Source organism: Rhodococcus sp. BH4 (assembly GCF_002079265.1).
Lineage (GTDB): Bacteria > Actinomycetota > Actinomycetes > Mycobacteriales > Mycobacteriaceae > Rhodococcus_F > Rhodococcus_F qingshengii.
Map to the genome: position 1 here is coordinate 5,329,582 of NZ_CP014941.1, position 22,084 is coordinate 5,351,665.

Consider the following 22,084-nt stretch of genomic DNA (forward strand, 5'->3'; position numbering starts at 1 on the left):
TCCTGTGTCCTAGTCGATATCGGAATGTCGATTACTCCAACTGCGATACGACTCGAACGTATCGACGCCTCAGAGCCGGAACCGTCCCAGTCTCGCTCAGTGGTAACCGCCGCCACAGATATGATTTTCTCGTGAGATTTTGTGACGTGAAAAGCGCCACAATACGAAAGGCCATTCCATGACTGCCCCCGCAGATCCGCAGTTGCTTCTGGACCAGGCGGTCTCACGCCTCACCGGTCCAGGTGGGCCATTCGAGATCGTCGAAGAAGAGGTTCTCGGCACCGTCATGCCTGTGATGAAGAACCGCGGTCACGCCATCGGTGAACTCATCTCGGCATCTCGCGCCTGGGGCGACGGCGACTATCTCGTCACCAGCGATCGTCGAATCTCGTTCACCGAGCATGCCGATTCCGTTGCCGCGCTGGCAACTGCTCTGCGGGACAAGTACGGAGTCCGCAAGGGCGACCGTGTGGGCATCCTCGCTGCCAACACTCCCGAATGGGTCATGACGTTCTTCGCGACGCAGGCGCTCGGCGCGATCGCAGTCGGTCTCAACGGTTGGTGGGTTCCGCGCGAGGTCACTCACGGGATCGAGCTCTCACGTCCGAAGGTTCTGGTCGTGGATGCCAAGCGCGGCGCCGCCCTCCCCGAACTGCCGGCAGACATCACGGTCCTCACCATGGAAGAGGATCTGCCCGCGCTCATCGCGGAGTATGCAGGCTCCGACGTGCCGAGCACCGACATCGACGAGGACGACCCTGCCGTCATCTTGTTCACCAGTGGTACCAGCGGCCGCCCCAAGGGCGCACTCCATTCGCACCGCAACGTGATGGCCGTCGTCGACTACCACAAGTACAGCGACGCCATCGGCGCCGCATTCACCGGCCGTGAGTACGACGCTTCCAAGCCGAGCCCACTGCGTTATCTACTCACCTCCCCGCTCTTCCACATCGCCAGCCTGCACAATCTGGTGGTTCCCCGTCTCGCGACGGGCAGTGCCGTCATCCTGACCGAGGGCGGCTTCGACGTCGACAAGGTGCTCGGGTTGGTCGAACGCGAGCGTGTCACCAACTGGGGTGCTGTCCCCACGATGGCATCGCGGCTACTCGAGCACGGCAACATCGCCAAGTACGACGTCTCTTCGTTGACTGCATTCTCGCTGGCATCCGCGCCGTCGTCGCCCGCGTTCAAAGAACGCCTCAAGGAGCAGGTGCCGTTCGCACGCAATGCTCTGGTCGACAGCTACGGCCTCACCGAATGCAGCACCGCCATTGCGGTCGCCGTCGGCGCCGAACTCGAAGAATTCCCAGGCACTCTCGGGCGTCCGATCATCACCGTCTCGATGGAGATTCGCGATCCCTTCGGCGAATGGCTGCCGGACGGCATCGAAGGTGAAGTGTGCGTACGCAGCCCCTTCGTCATGCTCGGATACTGGGAGAACGACGAGGCGACCGAGTCGGCAATTGCCCCCGGACGCTGGCTTCGCACCGGCGATTTCGGCGTAATCGAGAACGGGCGTCTCCGTCTCACCGGTCGTCGTTCCGACCTGATCCTGCGTGGCGGCGAGAACGTCTACCCCACCGAGATCGAGCAGACGCTCGACGAACACCCAGACGTGATCGAGTGCGCTGTCATCGGCATGCCGCACCCCGACCTCGGCCAGGAAGTGTCCGCCGTGGTTGTCCTGCGTCCCGGAGCCGCCACAACGGAGGCGGAGCTGCGTGATTACGCCGCCGAGCGACTGTCCTACTTCAAGGTGCCGTCGAAGTGGCGCATCACCAGCGATCTGTTGCCTCGCAATGCAACCGGCAAGATGGTTCGGCGCGAGATCACCGTATGACCGCGGAGCTGTCACGGATCGTCGCCGAGTCGGCGATCCGTGACCTGCTCTGCGAGTACACGCATCTGATCGATCAGGGCCGATTGCGTGAAGTCGCTGCATTGTTCGCCTCGTCCGACTACGGGCAGTGCGGGCCGGACGGGGTTGCCACCACGCTCATTTCGTCCGACGCCGACGCAGTGTTCGCAGCCTGCAGCGGCTTCATTCGAATGTACGGTGATCCGCCGGTTCCACGAACCAAACATCTGCTGACCAACACGCGAATCGCAGTCGACGGTGAATCAGCGACGGCACTCTCGTACGTCACGGTCATCCAAGGTACCGAAGATCTTGCCCTGCAACCCATTCTGGCGGGGCGCTACTTCGATCGCTTCACCTGCGTCGACGGGTCGTGGCAGTTCAGCTCGAGACTCTTCTGTCTGGACAACATGGGCGAGATGTCCGCGCATGCCAAGCGGGCACTGTAGAGGAACGACGACTGTGGAAATCGGCGTCAACATCTTGGGCCTCGAGGCCCTGTTCGACGGCAAGATTCGCCCGGTTCTGGACTTCGCCGCGCGTGCTGACCGTGCCGGGATCGATCTGATCTGCACCGGCGATCATCTCGGGTTCAATGCCGAAGCACACGCTCAGCGGGTAGCCGAATACAACTTCTTGTTCCCGTTGGATCACCCTTGGTACGAACCGATTTCACTTCTTTCCTCGATCGCCGCAGTGACCGAACGCGCTCGCCTCGGAGTATCGGTTCTGATCGCCACTGTTCGCCCAGCCGCCCTGCTTGCCAAACAAGTTGCAACTCTCGACTCATTGTCCGAAGGTCGAGCCGTCATGGGTTTCGGCGTCGGTTGGCAAGAAGCCGAATACACCGCTACCAACATGCCTTTCGACGCGCGATTCGGGCGCATGGAGGAGGCTGTCGCAGCGTGTCGCGAACTGTGGACCAATGCTCCGGCCACCTTCAAGGGACGCGACTTCGCCTTCGAGAACTACCACAGCCTCCCGCTGCCGATCCAAAATCGCGTACCGGTGCTCTTCGGTTTCGGACCAAGCCGGCGGAACTTCGACCGCATAGCACGCGTCGCCGACGGTTGGACCGTGAACCCGACCGACCTGGGAACGTTCACCGACAGTGTCACATTGCTGCGCAACACGTTCGAAGCCCACGACCGCGAGCCGGATACCGCACGTGTGCAAGTGTCTGCGGCGCCGGTTCGGCGCGACAATCGGTCCGTCGACCTCTCGGCAACCGCTGACAAGGTCCTGGACTGGTCCGACCGCGGCGCGTCTGCCGTGGTGCTTCGGCCTGCCGTATTCGATTGCGCTGCCGAAGAACTACCGGAATTACTCGACTGGATGACCAGCATCAAGGAGGCGTGACATGGACCAGGCACTGCAGGATCTCATCGACAAGCAGGCAATTCGTGAGGTGGTTCTGACGTACTGCCGCGGCATCGATCGCCTCGACTTCGATCTCGTCCGCAGCGCCTACCACCCGGACGCGATCGACCATCACACCGGATTCGACGGCACCATCGACGAGTACATCGCCTGGGCCACAACAAAACTCTCCGCGATCGGCGGCACGATGCACCACATCGGCAACCACCTGGTCGAACTGCACGGCGACCACGCGATCAGCGAGGCATATTCGATGTCCACACACTGGGGCGGGCCCGAAGACATCGGAATGATCAACTTCACCAGTGGTGCGCGGTTCATCGACCACATGGAGCGGCGCGACGGCCGTTGGGCGATCAAGGAGAGATGGGCCGTACGCGAGTGGACTCGCTCGGACGAGGGCCGCTTCGTCAACCCCGAAGGGCCTGGTCCGCGTGGGCGTCGAGATGCCTCGGATCCGCTCACCGCACTACGAAGGTCCCTTGAATAATTTGGGGTTCAGTCTGCGAGGTCGAATTCAACTCGCGCTCTCGCGAACAACATGCGGATATCCTTCCCGAACGTGACTGCTGCCGTTCCCAATGCATTGACCGCTGCGGTCAACGGGTCCGATTCGATCGCGTCGAAAATCGCATTGAGAGCGTAGGACGGGACATGAATATTCCCGTGATCGAACGGATTGGACTCCGGTTGCGACGAATGGTCCACTATCTCGATCTTGACTTCCAACTCCACATTGTCGGTCCCCGCACCGAATTCCTCCTCGTGTAGGTGCTCGAATGCCGTTGTGCGATTTCCGAAGGGTTCCGGAAGTTGTTGTCCCACATGCATAGCGTTGAGGGCCGGACGAACCCAATCCCTGTCGGCTAATCCCGCATGCTCATACGCCTGCACAGCGGCCCAAAACGCGAGTCGACGAAGAGTCGCGACGTTCATGCGGACGACCGCTTCGGCAAGTGGTCGGTCCATACGAGCTAGTTCTTTGCCGGACTGGAATCGTTCGAGTTCAGGCATCGGATCTCCTCCCCACTCCTGCCGCTCTCGTTCAGCAGCTTCGGCGCGGAGGTCACTGATTTGCACAACCCTGGACGGCTCGCCGTTCTCGCCGTAAATCGTTATCCATTTCGACTCGATGTCCCGTTGTGGACGAGGAATCGGTTCAGGTATCGGTTCGTCCACAGGAACGCCATATCCCGGCATGTCCCACTGCAGCGATGGCCGCACCTCGTCACCACCTGCAGGCCACATACGCACCCGCCAAACATCTCCGGGTTCCGTCGATCCGGGCCAGCCGTAGTTTACAAAACCGCGGCCGGCAATCTCAACCAGATATGACCCCTCGGGTACATCACAGACAATGAACTCCCCACCCGGAGGTGAATCAAAGCTGATTGACCCCTGCGGACCAACCGTCAGAAACGACTCACTGACCTGCTGCCATTTCTCGCGATCGGATGTGGGTCGGGAGGACCAGACTTCGACCGTTGTATGCATGTTGAAGTTGTTCTGGTGCGGGCTCAGGACAATCACAACTGTGCCGTCACTGTACGCAGGGCGCGAAGCCATCGCGAGTTCGAGCAGGTCCGTTTCCCTCCCGAAACCGTCGTCGTCGCCGTATATGTAAAACTGTCCATAGTCCATGAAGAGCACAAGCGACTGTTCACTGAGTTTCACCGCGTTGTCTGCCACAAGCCGATACTTACACAGTGGCACGACGATCATGTTCGAGTTTCGAATGAACAGGATCCAAAACGCAAGCACAATAAGCATTTCGGCCGATTCGGACTATTCCGACTGATTTGAGAATTCAGTTCACATCGAACACACATTCGAATATAATGGGTGCATGTTCAACCCGACAACAGAGCTCTTCGGTATCTCAGCACAGCTGACCGGTACCGAAACTGATTGTGCGCTGGTTGATCTCATGACCGATCTGCATGCATGCGAGGCGATGCTGGTCGAACGCAAGCTCGCTGTGATTGCCGAGTTCTTTTCGCGGCGAAGCTCGGAGCACGTCGCCAGTGGTGCGTGGTCGTCGACCGCACACGAGTTGGCGGAGTCGGAAGTCGGTGCGTCACTGACGATGGGTCGCGCGGCTGCCGGCAAGCTGATCGGGTTGGGGTTCTCGTTAAAGACTCGTCTGCATCGCACTCGCGCGGCGATGGCGCGTGGCGAGTTGGATCTGTACCGAGTTGGTTTGATCGATTCCGCGACCGCGAACGTGAAAGACGAATTGATCGACGAGGTGGAACGACTACTGCTCGAGCAGGTTCTCGCCCCACCAGTAGCAGGCGGAACGGGCTTGACGGGAAGACGACTGACAGCGGCGATCGATCGGATCGTGGCGATGGTGGACCCGGAAGGTATGCGAGAACGCCGACGCCGTGCTCTCACCGATCGGTTCGTCGGAGTCAGCGCTGCCGAGGACGGGATGGCAAAGATCTTGGGAAGCGTTCCGGCAGAGCAGGCTCGGGCATTCGACGGCCGACTACGCGAGTTGGCAGTGTCGGTATGCCGAAACGACTCACGAACGTACGAGCAGCGACGAGCCGACTCGCTCTTCGAGTTGACCAACGGATCACAATTCTTGCCGTGCAACTGTGGCCGAGATGATTGCCCGCAGGATCGTAGCGGTGGTGTTGTCGTTCGTCGGCCCGTGGTTCACGTCGTGATGACTGATTCCACTCTGCACGGTGGCGGTGAGCCCGCCCACCTCGACGGGTACGGGGTGATCAGCGCTGAGCATGCTCGCGATATCGCCCGTGACGCCGCAATTCGAAACGTCCGCGCACCTGCTGATGACGTCGCAGAGCCGGTGCCTGCTTCGGCGCGCGTCTACCGACCGGGCGCCGTTCTCGATACCTGGTTACGGATCATCGCGGGCAGCTGCCAATGGCTGCATTGTGATGTCCCGGCCTGGAATTCCGATCTGGACCACAATGAACCGTTCCATCACGGCGACCCCGAATGCGGCGGTAAAACGATCGCGTCGAATATGAGTGCGTTCTGCCGCAACCATCATCGCCTCAAGCATTCCGACCGGTGGCGGTTCGCGTCGAACGAGGATCGGACCATGTCGCTGACGTCGCCGACCGGGCATTGTTACCGAACGCGACCCGCAGGACTGATGGCTGGATCGCACGAACCGACACCGCCCCAGGGCGGTCGAAATCGGCGGACCCAGGCGGAGAACAAAGCTGCCCGTATCCAGAGTGAACGCAATCGCCAGCGCCGACGGATACAGAAACGAGCAGAGAAATACGTTCAATGTAGGCAGTGGAAATCACCGCCGGCTCACCGAGAACCCATCGATTTCGGAGACGACCCGCCACCGTTCTGAGATACCGAGCGGTGTCGAGGCGCGCCGACGGGTCGCAGGGTCAGTCTGACGTCGGCTTGGTGCCGTCTTCTGGTGCCGGATCGTCGTCGGCAAGCGGATCTATGGTGTCGACACCTTCGAGGACGGTCAGCTCTTCTTCCGCCTCGGCGAGGAGCCCTTTGGCTTCAGCTTCGACCTTCTTCACCCAATCGGACATCCCGAGCCTCTTCTCTTCCGAAGCGAGTTCCCGCTGTAACTGAACTCAGACTACGTCGCCGGCGACGAATTTCGCCGTCCCCTCGGGTCAGTACTCATGACCGAGTAATCATGATTCACGACGGACGGAGCACGCATGCCCGGACAGTTGGAAGGCAAAACCGCACTGATCACCGGGGCCGCCCGAGGTCAGGGCAGGAGCCACGCCGTGCGATTGGCGCAGGAGGGCGCGAACATCATTGCGCTCGACATCTGCCGTCAGATCGAATCGGTGGCCTACCCGATGGGAACCGCCGACGATTTGCGGCAGACAACAGCAGCGGTCGAGAACCTGGGACGAAGTATCGTCGCGCGAGAAGTGGATGTTCGCGATCTGTCCGCACTGCGAACTGCGGTATCCGAAGGAATTGCGGAGCTGGGCAGCGTCGACATCGTCCTGGCCAACGCCGGTATCGGCATGATGTCCCCGGATATCGACGATGCTCGCGCCTTCCGCGACCAGATGGAGGTCAACCTATTCGGCGTCTGGAATACCGTCCAGGCCGCAGCGCCCGCGATGATCGAACAAGGTACAGGTGGCGCAATAGTCCTTACCGGATCAACTCTGGGACTTGTCGGTCGTGGAGGTGACGGCACCGGCGGATCCGACGGCTACTGCGCGAGTAAACACGCCATCGTGGGGCTTGGGCGCACGTGGTCGCACTGGCTTGCTCCCCACAATATTCGTGTCAACTCCGTGCACCCGACTGGCGCGAATACACCGATGGTCGTCAACGACGCGGTCGCGAAGCTGTTTGCGGACTCCCCGACATCGAGCGGAGCCGACGTGGGCAACCTCTTGAACGTCGAGTTGATCGAAGCTGCCGACGTCAGCAACGCGATAGCCTGGCTGGTTTCGGATCAGGCTCGATACGTCACAGGTATCGCGTTGCCGGTCGACGCCGGGTTCACGGCCAAATAGACGCCGGATACACCGGCTGCGTCGCCGTCGATCAGTCGACGGTCGGCGCCCACTGCACGCCGTTGATGTGCCCACCACCGTCGACGAAGAGGGTGTTGCCGGTGACGTAACGGCTGTCGTCACTTGCCAGGAAGGCCGCAACGGGGCCGATGTCGTCGAGGGGATCGCCGATCCGCCCCATCGGGTTCTGTGCGGCCATCACTGCCACGTTCTCCGGATTGGCTTCGGCGACACGCTTGTACGCCGCACTCTGCGCACCGGGACAGATGACGTTGCAGTTCACCTGCTTGGGAGCCCACTCGCGGGCAGCAGTGCGAGTCAGGGTTCGCAATGCTTCCTTCGCCGCGTTGTACTGCACCGAGTACATGTGAGCATTCACGCCGTTGAGGCTGCACATGTTGATCACGCGGCCCGTGCCGTGACGCTCCAGTTCCGGCAGGGCAGCCTGCATCGCCCAGAATGCCGCCATCACTGCCATGTCGAAACCGCCGCGCAATTGCTCGTCGGTCATCTTCTCGAGCCGAGCGAAACCGAAAGTCCGCCAAGCATTGTTGACCAGGATGTCGAGGCGTCCGAACCGCTCGACGGACTTGTCGACCATGGCAACAACCTGAGCTTTGTCAGTGACGTCGGTCCGGACGAATTCCGCCTCCGCGCCCCATTCGTCCCGCAACCACTGGGTGGTTTCGAGGCCCGCTGCCTCGTCGATCTCGGCAACCAACACCGACGCGCCTTCACGCGCGAACGCGCCCGCCACTCCGCGCCCGATGCCCATACCGGCACCGGTGACCACTGCTACACGTCCGTCGAGCTTGCCCACTGGGCCCTCCTTCGTCAGAACCCCTGTGCGCCTTTTTGGTAGTTCCCACTACCAAAAAGGCGCACGGGGGCGAAGCCCCTACCTGGGGCGCGGCACGGTCTTGTCGATGAACAGTCCCTCTACCGACACACACAATTCGCCGTCCGCAGTTTTGATCTCACCGACGGTGTGAATCTTGCGGCCGTCCTTGGACAGGAATTTGCCGCTGATCGTGAGTGGCTCGAACAGCGGAGTCGGGCGATGGTACCGAGTGCTCAATTGTGCTGTCATGCCGGAAGTTCCACCCCAGGCGTTCGCGACGCCGAGAACGTGATCGAGCAGCAGCGCCGAAACACCGCCGTGCACATGGCCGGGAGGGCCCTGGTACGGCAGCGTCAACGTGACCACTCCCTGCACCGACCCGTCAGCGAGCCCTTCCAGAACGAGCGGCGGCGCAATGGCGTTCTCGGGGCCGGTCACGGGGTCGTGACGAGTCACGCCCTCACCGTTCCACATGTCGATCAAGCGCTCGGCCACCTCGGGTGAGTGCTGCTCGAGGTGCTCGGCAATGCTGTTGAGCTCCTCCGCAACCCGGTCCAGATTGGCGTTTCCGCGGTCGGTGCGCAGCATCGCGTCGACAACGCGACGCGCTGCTGCCGTGGCCCGGTCGACCGGGGCGTCCTGCGGCGGCGACGTCAGAATCGTGCCGCCCGGATGTGTCGCTGCTGTGGGGTGCGAACCGAGGTCCATCAGTTGATCTCCATTGTTGCGTGCGTGAGAACCGGGGAGTTCTCGCGTTCGGGGCACGTCGCCGCCAACGTCAGTGTGTTGCCGTCCTGCCATACCGAGGTGGTGATGGATTCGCCGGGGAAGAGCGAACCGGCAAACCGCACCGAGTAGTTCTTCACCCGCGTCGGATCTCCGTCGAGAATCCCGTCTACCACGGCCTTGCAGACGATGCCGTACGACGCGAGGCCGTGCAGAATCGGTGCATCGAAGCCCGCCATCTTCGCGAAGGAGGGATCAGCGTGCAGCGGGTTCATGTCTCCACTGAGTCGGTACACCAGCGCCTGTGAGGGACTCGTGCTCGACGTCAGTACCTTGTCGGGCGCTCGATCAGGCACCCCGGCAACAACTTCGGGTCCGGCGTTGCCGCCGAATCCACCTTCGCCGCGCGCCCAGATCTGCATTCCGGTGGTCCATAACGGATTCCCGTCCAGGTCCTCGGCCGCCGTCTCGAGAACGATCACAGCTGCCTTACCCTTGTCCCAGACATCGGCGACCCGAGAGGAAATACGGGCAGCACCCGTCGACGGGATGGGCGCGTGAAGTGCCAGCGACTGCCCACCGTGCAGGATCTTTCGCAGATCGATGTCGATTCCCGGCATACTCATCGACGGTGCGGGCAGTACACCCGCCGAAACTCCCTGGCCTGCAACCATTGCAAACGTCGGGAGTACCTTCAGCCCCTTTTCGTACACCCAGGTCAGTTCGGCGGGATCGAGAGCATTCACCCCTGCCCCGAGTCCCAATTGGTAGAGCATGACGTCGCGATCGGTCCACGACGCCTCGCGCACAGTCGGTTCGGCGGCCAACGCCACCTCGAGATCGATAGCCATCAGTTCTCCAAAGTTCCGGCTCGGTAGACCGTCACGACGCACGCGCCGCCCAGTCCGAGGTTGTGTTGCAAGCCAATACGAGCGCCTTCGACCTGCCGCGCATCCGCGGTCCCGCGGAGCTGCCACGTGAGTTCGGCGCACTGCGCCAAGCCCGTCGCGCCCAGCGGGTGTCCCTTCGAGATCAAACCACCCGACGGGTTGACGACCCACTGGCCGCCGTACGTGGTCGCGCCGGATTCGACGAGCTTTCCGCCTTCTCCGACCGCGCACATCCCCAGGCCCTCGTAGGTGATGATCTCGTTGATCGCGAAGCAGTCGTGCAGTTCGATGACGTCGACGTCATCGATGGTGATCCCGGCCTGCGCAAAGACCTGCTCTGCCGCAGCTGCCGTCATCGGCGCGCCGACCACGTCGATCATCGACTTCTCGGCGAACGCTGCCTCGGTGTCAGTGGTCAACGCCTGTGCGACGATTTCGATCGCCCGGTCTTCGAGGCCGTGCTCACGCACGAACTTCTCGCTCACGACGATCGCGGCTCCGGCGCCGTCCGAGGTCGGCGAGCACTGCGAACGTGTCAGCGGCTCGTGAATCATCTTGTCGCCGAGTACCTGTTCGAGGGTGTACTCGTCACGGAACTGTGCGTACGGATTGTTCACCGAATGCTTGTGATTCTTGACCGCCACCGCTGCGATCTGCTCGACCGTGGTGCCGTACTTCTTCATGTGCTCGACGGCAGCGTTACCGAACAGCTGAGCTGTCATCGGCGATCGGGCGAACCCGTAATCCTCGACCATGATCTTCAGCTGAGAGTCCAAGGTCGTGACCTTGGGCATCTCACCGTTACCGGTCAACGCCGTTTTGGTCATCTTCTCGAAGCCGACGGCCAAGGCGCACTCGGCTTGTCCGGCCTGGACCCACTCGCGCGCCATCATCAGCGCCGTCGAGCCGGTCGCGCAGTTGTTGTTGACGTTGAAGATCGGAATGCCGGTCAGACCGGTCTCGTAGAGAGCTCGCTGTCCTGCTGTCGACGCGTTGAACACGTAACCGACCGCAGCACGCTGAATCTGGCCGTAGCCGATCCCGGCATCGGTCAGGGCATTCGAGACGGCTTCGGTCACCATGTCCGGGTATTCCCAGTCGCGGGTCTCGATCTTCTCGAACTTGGTCATGCCGACGCCGATGACGAAGGTGCGATTGCTCATGTGCAGGTCACTTTCCCGGTTCAGGGTCGCGAGGCAGACCCAGGATTCGCTCACCGATGATGTTGAGCTGAACATTGGTTGTACCACCCGCGATGGACATGCACTGCGAGTTCAAGAACATCTGGGTTGCAGACATCCGATGCTGTTCGCCCAGAAGTGAACTCGGTCCGGCCCACTCCATTGCCACGTCCCAGACCTGCTGGATGTGCTCGACACCGATCAGCTTCGCCACCGAGGATTCGGCACCCGGCTGCGCGCCGGTGAGCGAGCGCAGCGTGGTGCGCAGACCGAGCAGACCACCGGATTGCGCGTCGCACAGCACCTTTCCGAGCACGGTCAGCTGCTCGTCGTCGATGCCACCGGGCAGTCCGTCGACCAGGCTCAGAAGAGCCTCGCCACCCGATCCGAGCGACGAGTCGTTGGACAGCGAGACACGCTCGTTGGCCAGCGTGGTGCGAGCGAGCTTCCAGCCGTCGCCTGGCTCGCCGACCAGGCACTCGTCGGGAACGAAGACGTCGTCGAAGAAGACTTCGTTGAACAGTGCTTCACCGGTGATCTCGCGAAGCGGGCGAATGTCGAGGCCGCTGTTCTTGATGTCGATCAGGAAGTAGGACAGACCCTTGTGCTTGGGGGCGTCGGCGTCGGTGCGCGCGAGGCAGATTCCCCAGTGCGCGTCGCGTGCCATCGACGTCCACACCTTCTGGCCCTGCAACTTCCAGCCACCATCAACCTTGGTGGCCTTGGTGCTCAGCGCCGCGAGGTCGGAACCTGCGCCGGGCTCGGAGAAGAGCTGGCACCAGACGATGTCGCCGCGCAGTGACGGCGGGACAAACTTGGCAAGTTGCTCTTCGTTGCCGTGCGCGATGAGCGTCGGGATGACCCAGTTGCCGATGATCATGTCGTGCGGCTTGATCTTCGCAGCGCGCAGCTCTTCGGCGATGACCAGCTGGCTGACGGCGTCGGCGGATTTGCCCCACGGAGCCGTGAAGTGCGGTGCGGTGTAGCCCTTTTCCGCGAGATACGTTTTCTGGGCGGCGCCTTCGAGTTCGAGTGCAGGAGCGAGCTCGGCTCGGACGTCGGCTCGGATCGCCTCGGCCTCGGGCGGCAGCTCGACGCTGAGCACGCGACGGGTTCCGGCAATGGTCAGCTCGGCAACGCGACGACGCCAGGATGCCGTGGAACCCAGCAGAATTCGCAGGGACTGCGCGCGGCGCAGGTACAGGTGCGCGTCGTGCTCCCACGTGTAGCCGATTCCGCCGAGCACCTGGATGCAGTCACGCGTGACGGAGAAGCCAGCCTCGAGGGCCGTGGCTCCGGCGACGGCTGCTGCGAGAGAAGCCTCTTCGGCACCGACGCCGTTGGCGGGAGTCAGCGCACGCGCAGCGTCCCAAGCGCAGACGCGTGCCTGTTCGGCAAGCGCGAGCATACGTGCAGCCTTGTGCTTGACACCCTGGAACTGGCCGATCGGGCGACCGAACTGCTGACGCACCTTCGCGTAGTCGGCCGACGTCGTGACTGCCCAGTCGGCCAAGCCTGATGCCTCGGCCGCGAACAGTGTTGCGGCAATGTCCAGTACACGCTGGGTATCGATGGCGAGGATCTCGGAATCGGTGAGCACCAAACCGTCGACGGTGACCTCGGAGTTACGACGCACGACGTCGTAGCTGGCCAAGTCCGTGACCTCGAGGCGGTCACGTCCGAGCAGAACGAATCCGCTGTCCGTCGCGAGGAGGAACAGGTCAGCGACATGGCCGCCGAGAATAAGGCTGGACGTTCCGCTGAGGGTGGTGTTGTCGCCGTCGCGGGTGATCTTCAGCGAACCCGGCTGTAGTGCAACAGCTCCGAGCGTGCTGCCATCCACGAGCGTCGGCAGTCTGTCCGTTTCTCCGGCATCGCTGAGAACAGCGCTGACCACTACCGTCGGCAGGAACGGTCCGGGAACCATCGAGCGTCCAAGTTCCTCGACGACGATGGCGAGTTCGACCAATCCGTATCCTGCGCCGCCGAATTCCTCGGCTACGTGTAGTCCGAGAAGCCCCTGCTCGGCAAGCCCGTTCCAGAGTTGGGGGCGAGTTTCGACCTTCGCCTCGACGGCTTCACGGACGACGGTGGGTGTTGCGTGACGCGCCGCCCAGCCCCGTACGGAGTCGCGGAGGTCACGATCTTCTTCACTCAATCCAATAGTCATGTCTACCTCGTCAATTCGACAGTGTCAGTACGGGTCAGATGCGTTCGATAATGGTGGCGGTCGAGAGAGCGCCACCGGCGCACATCGTGACCAGAGCCGTCGACTTGTTCGAGCGCTCGAGTTCGTGCAGCGCAGTGGTGATCAGACGAGCGCCCGTGGAACCGACGGGATGTCCGAGCGCGATCGCACCACCGTTGACGTTGACCTTGGACAGGTCTGCGCCGTGAACCTGCGCCCAGGAGAGCACGACCGAGGCAAAGGCTTCGTTGATTTCGACGAGATCGATGTCGTCCAAGGTCATTTTGGCCTTGTCGAGCACCATCTGGGTGGACTCGATCGGCCCGTCCAGGTGATAGAAGGGATCGGATCCGACCATGCCGGACGCGACGATCCGCGCGCGGGGCTTCAATCCCAGTTCCTGTGCGCGCTCTTCGCTCATCAGCAGTACCGCAGCCGCGCCATCACTGATCTGCGACGAGTTGCCGGCGGTGTGGATATGGCCTTCGATGACCGGCTTGAGCCCAGCCAGCGCTTCTGCCGTCGTCTCACGCAGTCCCCCGTCGCGAGTGACAGTGGCGATCTCACCGGTAGGCACGCCTTCCTTGTCCACCACGGGAGCCTTGACGGGCACGATCTCGCGGTCGAAGCGTCCTTCTGCCCAAGCCTTAGCTGCGCGGCGCTGCGATTCCAGACCGAACGCGTCGACGTCGGCGCGCGTGATCCCACGCTTCTCGGCAATTCGCTGCGCGGAGGTGAACTGGTCACCCATGTCGATGGTCCAGTCGTCCGGGTACGGGTTTCCCGTTCCCGGTGCGTTTGCCTGACCCAGGAACACACGGCTCATAGCCTCGACGCCGCAGCCGATACCGGCCGAGATCTGACCAGACGAAATCAGGCCGGAAATCAAATGCACTGCCTGCTGGGCGGATCCACAGGCGCAGTCGATAGTGGTTGCCGCGGTGCTGTACGGCAATCCGGCGTGCAGCCACGCCTGCCGCGTGACGTTGTTGGACTGCTCACCTGCCTGGGTGACACAGCCGCCGATGATCTGTCCGATGTCTTCCGGTGCGACGCCTGCCCGTTCGAGAACGCCGAGCTGCGCTGCTCCCAGAATCTCGGCGGGGTGCAGTCCCGCCAGGGCGCCGCGACGACGGCCGATCGGTGTCCGAGCGGCCTCGACGATGACTGCATGACCCATGATGTTCGCTCCTTCGTGGAGTTTTCGGTCGGTGAGCTGGCTCACCGTCTAATTTTCTGTAATTTATTCTATTAATGATGTCAGGGCAATGTCCGGATTGACATCAACTCTCAACTGATGCGGATTCAAAAATAGAATTGATTTCAATTTTGCGAACATGACGAACCCACCCCAGAGAGGGGCGAAGTCACGTCAGTGCCGTGAGAGATTCACCAGAAGCAGGTCGCATCCCTTGCGGATGTCGTACTCCGCATCGGGGATGGAGATTCGACCGTTGAGGCACGATTGGATGACCCCGAACCACAACTGCATCAGCAGACGCAACCCGGTGTTGTCTTCCTCGGTGGGGTTCTCGATCCTGGCCGCATCGAGAATGATCTGCCGGAAGCCGCGATCGATCTTTCCCACGTCCGGCACCGTCGCGACGTTGGCGGTACTGGACGACTGCAGCATCGCAGTCGAGAGAGCCGGCCGACGCAGTAACCCGCGAGTCGCGCGAACCAATACCTCGTACACCGCATCCTGCGGATTGTCCGACTGAACCTGATGCCTGACAAAGCTGGCACCGATCTGGTCGATCTGCTCGACCATCACAGCGACGAAGAGGTGCGTCTTCGAGGGGAAATAGCGATAAAGAGTGCCGATGGCCACGCCCGCCCGCTTGGCGACCTCGTGCATCTGTACCCGTGAGAGTTCCTTCTCGGTCCCCAATTCGGCTGCCGCTTCCAGCATCCGCACATGGCGCGCCCGCTGCTCGTCCGAACTGGGCTCTGCAGCGTCCCTGACCTCGGCAATTCTCGGCAACGTCGCCCCCATCATCGATTCTGTGTCCCGGTCGCGAACGACCTCGCCAATTCTCTCATCTCGACCACCCATCTCGGCATATTGCCCGCTCAGTGGGACCTGGCATGGCCTTCTCTCCCCGTGCGGTATTCCGTGGACACCCCACCCTCTTGGAGTTAGGACGCAATGATGCAGGACTGGACCACCGAGTGCGACGTGTTGGTAGTCGGCTCCGGCGGCGGCGCGCTGACCGGCGCATACACCGCGGCAGCTCGAGGATTGACGACGATCGTCCTCGAGAAAACCGATCGCTTCGGCGGAACTTCCGCGTACTCGGGCGCATCCATCTGGCTGCCGGGAACCCAAGTACAGGAACGTGCGGGACTCCCCGACTCGACGGAGAACGCACGCACCTATCTGCGCGCATTGCTCGGCGACGCCGAGTCCGAGCGCCAGGATGCCTATGTCGAGACCGCTCCCGATGTCGTCGCACTACTCGAGCAGAACCCGCACATCGAATTCGAGTTCCGTGCGTTCCCCGACTACTACAAGGCCGAAGGCCGGATGGACACGGGACGCTCCATCAACCCTCTCGATCTCGATCCCGCCGACATCGGTGACCTCGCCGGCAAGGTGCGTCCGGAACTCGACCAAGACCGCACCGGTCAGGATCATGCTCCCGGCCCGATGATCGGTGGGCGCGCACTGATCGGCCGACTGCTGGCCGCAGTCCAGAGCACCGGTAACGCAGAACTTCGTACCGAATCCATCCTCACCTCCCTGATCGTGGAAGACGGTCGGGTTGTCGGCGCCGAGGTCGAATCCGGCGGCGAAACCCAGCGAATCAAGGCGAACCGCGGTGTGCTGATGGCAGCGGGCGGCATCGAAGGCAACGCCGAGATGCGTGAGCAGGCCGGCACCCCCGGCAAAGCGATCTGGAGTATGGGTCCCTTCGGCGCCAACACCGGTGACGCGATCTCCGCCGGAATTGCTGTCGGTGGCGCAACCGCTTTGCTCGATCAGGCGTGGTTCTGCCCCGGCGTCGAGCAGCCGGACGGCAGCGCCGCATTCATGGTCGGCGTTCGCGGCGGACTCGTCGTCGACAACGCGGGCGAGCGTTACCTCAACGAGTCTCTCCCGTACGACCAGTTCGGCCGGGCCATGGATGCGCACGACGACAACGGTTCTGCAGTGCCGTCGTTCATGATCTTCGACTCGCGCGAGGGTGGCGGACTGCCTGCCATCTGCATCCCGAACACCGCGCCCGCCAAGCACCTCGAGGCCGGAACCTGGGTCGCCGCCGACACTCTCGAAGAACTCGCCGCCAAGACCGGACTGCCGGCCGACGCATTGCGCAGCACTGTCGAAAAGTTCAACGACGCCGCAAAGCTGGGAGTCGACGAAGAGTTCCATCGCGGCGAAGACCCGTACGACGCATTCTTCTGCCCACCCAACGGCGGCGCGAATGCGGCACTGACGGCGATCGAGAACGGTCCGTTCTACGCGGCCCGCATCGTCCTCAGTGACCTCGGCACCAAGGGCGGATTGGTCACCGACGTCAACGGTCGAGTCCTGCGTGCCGACGGCAGCGCCATCGACGGCCTGTACGCCGCCGGCAACACGAGCGCGTCACTGAGCGGCCGCTTCTACCCCGGTCCTGGCGTTCCGCTCGGCACGGCCATGGTCTTCTCGTACCGAGCAGCCCAGGACATGGCGAAGTAACCAGCACAACGAGGACGTGGGGCAGGCAATGTCAGAATCACCTGCCCCACACTCTTTCGCACGGCGACGCGATTTTGTATCACTCCAGGTCGATACCGGGCAACCCGTCCACACTCTTCGCGTTCTTCTCGGCGCGATAGGCGATGAGCCGCTCCGGCCCCCTCTTCTCCGCTACGCGGTCGAGCACGTCACGATCGGATTGGTAGTCCATCAGCGGTACTGCGTATCCGCACGAATCCGAAATGCGCGTCAGATCGACCACGACGATCGACCGCAGCCCCGTGTGCTCAGGGAACCTACCGACAAGCTCGTTGAACGGTTCCGACCCTGCAAGCAGAACGTGTCCGTGACCGTGCAGTCGTACGATCTTCGGTGGTCCGTCAAACGCCATGAACATCAGTGTTATTCGGGAGTTCTCGCGCACGTGCGCGATGGTTTCCACACCGCTGCCGGTGAGGTCGAGGTACGCCACCCGGTTGGATGTCAGCACCACAAACGATCCGACTCCCCCTTTGGGTGAGCAATTGACCAACCCGTCAGCAGACAACGGTGCGGTGGCAACGACGAACAGCGGTTGAGCCTGCAACCACGTGGTGAGCTTTTCATCGATGCCTTCGTAGACGCGCCCCATGTCGAGAGTGTAGTTCGCGCCGACTGGACGTCACGGGGCAGACGCTGCGGCGGCTCGAATCTCCTCACACATCGCTGCGAAGACGCGGTCGTCGGCGGGATTCGCCGGCACCGCCAGTGCAATGCCGTCGCAGAGACTCGCGTATTTCGAACTCAGCACCTCGGGGAGTTCGGCGTAGGTGCATTGCGTGACCAGCCTGTCGAGAACATCGTCGGTGAGGACGGCAGGTAGTCGAGCCCAATCACCTGCCCGCGCCATCACTGTCAGTTCTTCCCCGACCTCGGATAATCCGAGGACCTCCAGCGCGACTCGGTACGCCGGAGTGGAGTAGAGAAAGGCAAGTTCACTGCGCACCGCTTCTCGTTGAGCAAGTATCGCGGCAGGATCTTTGCCGGTGATCATCTTCGGAACGGCAATCAGTCGCGGCTTCCTTCCGCCCGCCGTCAACGATGGAATGATCCTCTCCGCGAGCACCTTCGGATGGGAGCTGGTGGGGTGAGAAACAAAACCGTCGGCGACGGCTCCCGCCAGTGAGCACATACGCGAGTTCACTCCCCCGGTCCAGATCTCCGGAGCCGGAACATCGAGCGGCCCCGGATTGAAGTAGGGCTGCAGCCGGTCGAAGGTGTAGTGCGTTCCGGCATGGTCGAGTTCACCGCCCTCCTGAAAAACTCGGAAGATCTCGCGTACAGCGCTGACGTAATCACGCAGTTGCGCAACAGGATCCGTCCACGGCATCGAGTACCGCCCAACGATGTTCCCACGCACCTGCGTCGCAAGCCCCAATTGAAATCGTCCACCCGAGAAACCCGCAAGATCCCAGGCAGCCAAAGCCGTCACCATGGGACTGCGCGCAAACGCGACAACCATCGACGTCCGGACAGTGAGAGTACTGCTGTGCTCGACGGCCAGGGCCGCCACCGCAAACGGATCACGAATGGTTTCGGAGATGTGCACCGTGTCGAAACCAAGGTTCTCGATGCGTCGGACGTGCTGAGCTACCTGCCGCAGCGGAGTGTCGGCAGGTAGCGAGGTCACCAATTCCATATCAGCTCAAAGGCTCCAGGCGAATCGACAGCAGCTTTCCTTCGGTAGCCACCTTGCGAGCGTGTTCATTGAAATCCGGGGCGGCACAAACGAACAGGGTACGACCGTCGGAACCGCCGAGTCCGCAAGCGAAGACACCGCTGTCGAAGGCAATTTCGTCGACTATCTCCCCGCTGACGCCCACATGAAGAACACGGCTTCCGAGGGCATCGGCCACCCACATCGAATCGTCTCCGTCGATACAACACCCGTCCGCCGCAACGACGATCTGAGCGAGGGTGGTCTCCATCTCGGGTCCACCAGGCACCGGCCCGAACGACGCCCAGTCGCGGCGTTCACCCAGAGAGCCGTCGGACTGGACGGCAAACGCACTGATTCGATTTCCCAGCGTTTCGTCCACGAGCAGATCTCCGGTCGACGTCAGAGCCATTCCGTTGGGGAAGTGGAGATCTCGCGCGACGACGTGCACCGATCCGTCCGGGTCGACGCGGAGGAGATCTGCCGTCTCGACCGGGGCCAGGTTCATCAGATCGAACCCGAAGTTGCCCACGTACGCTCGTCCCTGTGCGTCGACCAGCATGTCGTTGACGTTGGCACTGACGTACCCGGACAAGTCTGCGTGCACCACCAACTCGCCATCGGATTCTCGCCGCAGAATCTTCTGGTCCCGCATGGAGACGACCAGTAATCTGCCGTCCGGAAGCCACCCCAGCCCGGACGGCTGCCCTGGAACCTCCGCCTCGACGCGTATGTCTGTCCCGTCCTCGCAGGCCGAAATCACCTGGTAGGTGTAGAAGTCCGATACCCAGATCCGGTTCTCGTGCCAGCGCGGGCATTCGAAGTAGGTGTATCCCTCGAGAACTACCGCAACTTCTGGTGCCATCAGGCTCTCCTGCGTCGGTGAAGAATGGACTATCAGCCCCATTCAATCACCGGCACCGCTGTCGCGGTGTCCGATTCCCGACTAGTCGCCGGCGCGAACTTCGTCCAACACGTCGAAAGCGGATTCCCATCCGTCGTACACATTCCCGTCACCCTTGAATCCCGGAATTCCTACCAGGTGGAAGGTCATTTCGGTTTTGTCACCCCGTTCTGCGAGGGTGACCGTTATCCGAGGTGCGGCATCCACCGGATCACTCGGATTTCCCCAGGTGAAGACCAGCCTCTTCGGCTCGTCGACCTCGAGATAGGTTCCGCCGGTGGGATACTCGGCTCCGTTTTCGTCGTTGATCATCAGGTAGCGGTACGTTCCGCCAACTCTGGGATCGATCGTGACATGCTCACGGGGACTGCTGACGCCCTTCGGATGCCACCAGCGCGCCGCCTCGTCGGGGTCGGTCCATGCTTGCCAGACAAGGTCGCGCGGCGCGTCGAAGATCCGGGTGAGGGTGAATTCTGCAGTGGCATCGGCATTCCGGTCACTCATTGTCCTTCTCCTTCTTCGGTCGACGTTGCTTCAGCTCACGTAGACGCTCGTCGAGGAGGTCGAAGCGTTCGTTCCAGCCTCGCCGGTGTTCGTCGACCCAGGCGCTGGCGTCGTCGAGACCCTCTGCGCGAAGGGTGCACGTGCGCCATTGCGCGGTGGCGGTTCGTTCGATGAGACCGGCTCGCTCGAGCACCTTCAGATGCTGAGAGATGGCGGGTCGACTCATTTCGAACGGCTCCGCCAACTCACCGACGGTCATCGAACCATCAGTGAGGCGAGAGAGCATTTCACGCCTCGTCGGGTCGGCCAATGCGCTGAACACTGCATCGAGTCGGCCACTTCGCTCGTCCATGTAAGCAACTCCTTAATTAAGGAATAGCTTAAACATAGGACTCGACATCTTGCGCGTCAACCCTTTCAGCTCCAGGTATATCGAAGCCGCTCGACGGTTGTCGCCTCGTCCATCTGGGAGAAAGTCTCGCGCTCAACTCCCTTCACTGACACCATCGCTTCGATGATCGACTCCCCGAAGATTTCCTTCGCCACCGAGGAGGAGTTGAACTTCTGCACTATCTCGCGCAGATCGGTGGGGACTCGGGTCACCCCGCGCTCATCACGTTCCGCGTCCGTGAGAGTCGACGGGTTCACCACAATTTCCGGCGCCAATGGCGAGGCATTGCCGATACCGATATGCGAAAGGCCAAGTATCGCAGCAGTCGCCAGATACGGGTTGGCCGATGGATCGACGATTTTCACTTCGGCGTTGGCGCCGTGTGGATTCGACGGTGACTCGGCGCAGAACCTCAGTGCCGCTTCCCGGTTCTCGAGCCCCCAACAGACGTAGGCCCCCGACCAGTTGTCCGGTCGCAGCCTGACCCCGGAGAGCGGTGAGGACGCAAAGATGGCCGTGAATTCCGTGAGGTGAGAGAGGATTCCACCCAAAGCTGACGATCCTTTGTCGGTCATCCCGTACTCCTGCCCGCCACCGGAGAAGACGGGCCGCCCACCTGAGTTCAACGAAAAGTGCTGGTGTGCACCGTTCCCTGCACCTCCGACCGTAGGTATCGGCGAAAACGAGGCCGCCAATCCGTGGGCTCTGGCAGTGCGGCTGATCAAGATCCGGGCCAGTATCACCAGGTCGGCAGCCTGAACAGGAGTTGCCGGAGCGATGGAGATCTCGAATTGATCCGGTCCGTACTCTGCATGAACTTGCTCGATATGAAGTTGTGCGCGTTCGGCATTGCGCAGAAGGTCCTTGAGGAAGTCCTCGCGGCGCAGAACTGCACCTAACCCGTACGCCGACCACGCTCCGTCGCACGCATCACCGAAAAGAGTGAACTCGATCTCGTGACCCACCCGAGCTTCCAGTCCGTCGGCGGCAAGCCGCGCCACGACGGCAGTGAGTGCGGACCGAGTACACACGGCAGCCGTCGCACCGTCTTGCTCGTGCAACGTCGCCGGCGCCCACGACACGCCCCCGCCGAGATCACGGAGGTCGGAGCGGTCGATACGCAACCGGAGATCACCCACGACGGAAAAGGAATCGGTGAAGGCAATCCGATCGTCGCTACAGAAGACGTTCCAGCTCGGTGAGACTCCCGCACCGGCTTTCTCGAAGACACCGGTTCGGCCGGCCGGCATCACCTTCGCGCGCGCGACACCCGCCATGTCGACGATCGAGCCGATGGTCAGAGCCGGTACTTCCCTCATCCAAAGGCAAATACCCCACCCG

22 protein-coding genes are annotated in these 22,084 nt (G+C 62.0%); 7 read left to right on the top strand and 15 right to left on the bottom strand.

Annotated elements, in window-relative coordinates; all coding sequences use genetic code 11:
- Nucleotides 1-178: 178 nt before the first annotated feature.
- From A0W34_RS24595 to A0W34_RS24610, 4 genes are read left to right on the top strand one after another with little or no spacing between them, the layout of a single operon-like run.
- Nucleotides 179-1,840, top strand: a complete 1,662-nt coding sequence (locus A0W34_RS24595; RefSeq protein WP_007732670.1) for a class I adenylate-forming enzyme family protein — start codon at nt 179-181, stop codon at nt 1,838-1,840.
- A complete protein-coding gene (locus A0W34_RS24600; RefSeq protein WP_030536992.1) occupies nt 1,837-2,307 on the top strand; it encodes a nuclear transport factor 2 family protein in 471 nt (156 codons plus the stop codon). The genes A0W34_RS24595 and A0W34_RS24600 overlap by 4 nt, the downstream gene beginning before the upstream one ends.
- Nucleotides 2,308-2,320: 13 nt before the next feature.
- Nucleotides 2,321-3,217: a TIGR03619 family F420-dependent LLM class oxidoreductase gene (locus A0W34_RS24605; protein ID WP_081558434.1), complete on the top strand. Its 897-nt coding sequence runs from the start codon at nt 2,321-2,323 to the stop codon at nt 3,215-3,217.
- Between the two features lies 1 nt (nt 3,218).
- A complete protein-coding gene (locus A0W34_RS24610) occupies nt 3,219-3,728 on the top strand; it encodes a nuclear transport factor 2 family protein (RefSeq protein WP_042924821.1) in 510 nt (169 codons plus the stop codon).
- A gap of 8 nt (nt 3,729-3,736) precedes the next feature.
- Here the strand turns inward: A0W34_RS24610 and A0W34_RS33480 are convergent, their stop codons facing one another.
- Nucleotides 3,737-4,252, bottom strand: a complete 516-nt coding sequence (locus A0W34_RS33480) for a hypothetical protein (protein WP_232329918.1) — start codon at nt 4,250-4,252, stop codon at nt 3,737-3,739.
- A gap of 832 nt (nt 4,253-5,084) precedes the next feature.
- Here A0W34_RS33480 and A0W34_RS24620 point away from each other — a divergent pair.
- Complete coding sequence (locus A0W34_RS24620; protein WP_081558436.1) at nt 5,085-6,581, top strand: DUF222 domain-containing protein; 1,497 nt, start codon at nt 5,085-5,087, stop codon at nt 6,579-6,581.
- Nucleotides 6,582-6,621: 40 nt separating this feature from the next.
- On the opposite strand, the gene A0W34_RS33240 is transcribed toward A0W34_RS24620, so the two are convergent.
- Nucleotides 6,622-6,777 carry a hypothetical protein gene (locus tag A0W34_RS33240; protein WP_003940615.1) on the bottom strand — a complete coding sequence of 52 codons (156 nt, stop codon included), beginning with the start codon at nt 6,775-6,777 and terminating at the stop codon, nt 6,622-6,624.
- Between the two features lie 135 nt (nt 6,778-6,912).
- Here A0W34_RS33240 and A0W34_RS24625 point away from each other — a divergent pair, with 135 nt between their 5' ends.
- Nucleotides 6,913-7,737 (top strand): mycofactocin-coupled SDR family oxidoreductase, encoded by an 825-nt coding sequence (locus A0W34_RS24625; RefSeq protein WP_003940537.1) that lies wholly within the window; start codon nt 6,913-6,915, stop codon nt 7,735-7,737.
- A 31-nt stretch (nt 7,738-7,768) separates the two neighbouring features.
- On the opposite strand, the gene A0W34_RS24630 is transcribed toward A0W34_RS24625, so the two are convergent.
- The 7 genes from A0W34_RS24630 to A0W34_RS24660 form a co-directional block, all read right to left on the bottom strand.
- Nucleotides 7,769-8,557 carry an SDR family NAD(P)-dependent oxidoreductase gene (locus A0W34_RS24630; RefSeq protein WP_007732675.1) on the bottom strand — a complete coding sequence of 263 codons (789 nt, stop codon included), beginning with the start codon at nt 8,555-8,557 and terminating at the stop codon, nt 7,769-7,771.
- Between the two features lie 78 nt (nt 8,558-8,635).
- Complete coding sequence (locus tag A0W34_RS24635; protein ID WP_003940283.1) at nt 8,636-9,286, bottom strand: PaaI family thioesterase; 651 nt, start codon at nt 9,284-9,286, stop codon at nt 8,636-8,638.
- Nucleotides 9,286-10,155: a MaoC/PaaZ C-terminal domain-containing protein gene (locus A0W34_RS24640; RefSeq protein ID WP_042448411.1), complete on the bottom strand. Its 870-nt coding sequence runs from the start codon at nt 10,153-10,155 to the stop codon at nt 9,286-9,288. The genes A0W34_RS24635 and A0W34_RS24640 overlap by 1 nt, the downstream gene beginning before the upstream one ends.
- On the bottom strand, nt 10,155-11,357 hold the full coding sequence (locus A0W34_RS24645; protein WP_003940027.1) for a lipid-transfer protein: 1,203 nt from the start codon (nt 11,355-11,357) through the stop codon (nt 10,155-10,157). Before A0W34_RS24645 ends, A0W34_RS24640 begins: the two co-directional genes overlap by 1 nt.
- Nucleotides 11,358-11,364: 7 nt before the next feature.
- Nucleotides 11,365-13,545, bottom strand: coding sequence for an acyl-CoA dehydrogenase (locus A0W34_RS24650; protein ID WP_081558437.1), 2,181 nt, complete (start codon nt 13,543-13,545; stop codon nt 11,365-11,367).
- Nucleotides 13,546-13,579: 34 nt separating this feature from the next.
- On the bottom strand, nt 13,580-14,743 hold the full coding sequence (locus A0W34_RS24655; protein ID WP_064688117.1) for a steroid 3-ketoacyl-CoA thiolase: 1,164 nt from the start codon (nt 14,741-14,743) through the stop codon (nt 13,580-13,582).
- 192 nt (nt 14,744-14,935) lie between these two features.
- Nucleotides 14,936-15,562: a TetR family transcriptional regulator gene (locus tag A0W34_RS24660; protein WP_064688118.1), complete on the bottom strand. Its 627-nt coding sequence runs from the start codon at nt 15,560-15,562 to the stop codon at nt 14,936-14,938.
- A 153-nt stretch (nt 15,563-15,715) separates the two neighbouring features.
- Here A0W34_RS24660 and A0W34_RS24665 point away from each other — a divergent pair, with 153 nt between their 5' ends.
- Nucleotides 15,716-17,248 carry an FAD-dependent oxidoreductase gene (locus tag A0W34_RS24665; protein ID WP_037128865.1) on the top strand — a complete coding sequence of 511 codons (1,533 nt, stop codon included), beginning with the start codon at nt 15,716-15,718 and terminating at the stop codon, nt 17,246-17,248.
- A 79-nt stretch (nt 17,249-17,327) separates the two neighbouring features.
- On the opposite strand, the gene A0W34_RS24670 is transcribed toward A0W34_RS24665, so the two are convergent.
- The 6 genes from A0W34_RS24670 to A0W34_RS24695 all read right to left on the bottom strand — a co-directional run bounded on the left by A0W34_RS24670 (nt 17,328) and on the right by A0W34_RS24695 (nt 22,062).
- Complete coding sequence (locus tag A0W34_RS24670; protein ID WP_081558438.1) at nt 17,328-17,879, bottom strand: pyridoxamine 5'-phosphate oxidase family protein; 552 nt, start codon at nt 17,877-17,879, stop codon at nt 17,328-17,330.
- A 30-nt stretch (nt 17,880-17,909) separates the two neighbouring features.
- On the bottom strand, nt 17,910-18,926 hold the full coding sequence (locus A0W34_RS24675; RefSeq protein WP_050656598.1) for a TIGR03617 family F420-dependent LLM class oxidoreductase: 1,017 nt from the start codon (nt 18,924-18,926) through the stop codon (nt 17,910-17,912).
- Between the two features lies 1 nt (nt 18,927).
- Nucleotides 18,928-19,809: an SMP-30/gluconolactonase/LRE family protein gene (locus A0W34_RS24680; protein WP_075834416.1), complete on the bottom strand. Its 882-nt coding sequence runs from the start codon at nt 19,807-19,809 to the stop codon at nt 18,928-18,930.
- An 81-nt stretch (nt 19,810-19,890) separates the two neighbouring features.
- A complete protein-coding gene (locus tag A0W34_RS24685) occupies nt 19,891-20,352 on the bottom strand; it encodes an SRPBCC family protein (RefSeq protein ID WP_081558439.1) in 462 nt (153 codons plus the stop codon).
- The gene (locus A0W34_RS24690) at nt 20,345-20,704 is read right to left on the bottom strand and encodes an ArsR/SmtB family transcription factor (protein ID WP_003940373.1); all 360 of its coding nucleotides are present in this window, start codon (nt 20,702-20,704) and stop codon (nt 20,345-20,347) included. Before A0W34_RS24690 ends, A0W34_RS24685 begins: the two co-directional genes overlap by 8 nt.
- A gap of 65 nt (nt 20,705-20,769) precedes the next feature.
- Nucleotides 20,770-22,062 (bottom strand): glutamine synthetase family protein, encoded by a 1,293-nt coding sequence (locus A0W34_RS24695; RefSeq protein WP_081558440.1) that lies wholly within the window; start codon nt 22,060-22,062, stop codon nt 20,770-20,772.
- Nucleotides 22,063-22,084: the final 22 nt, after the last annotated feature.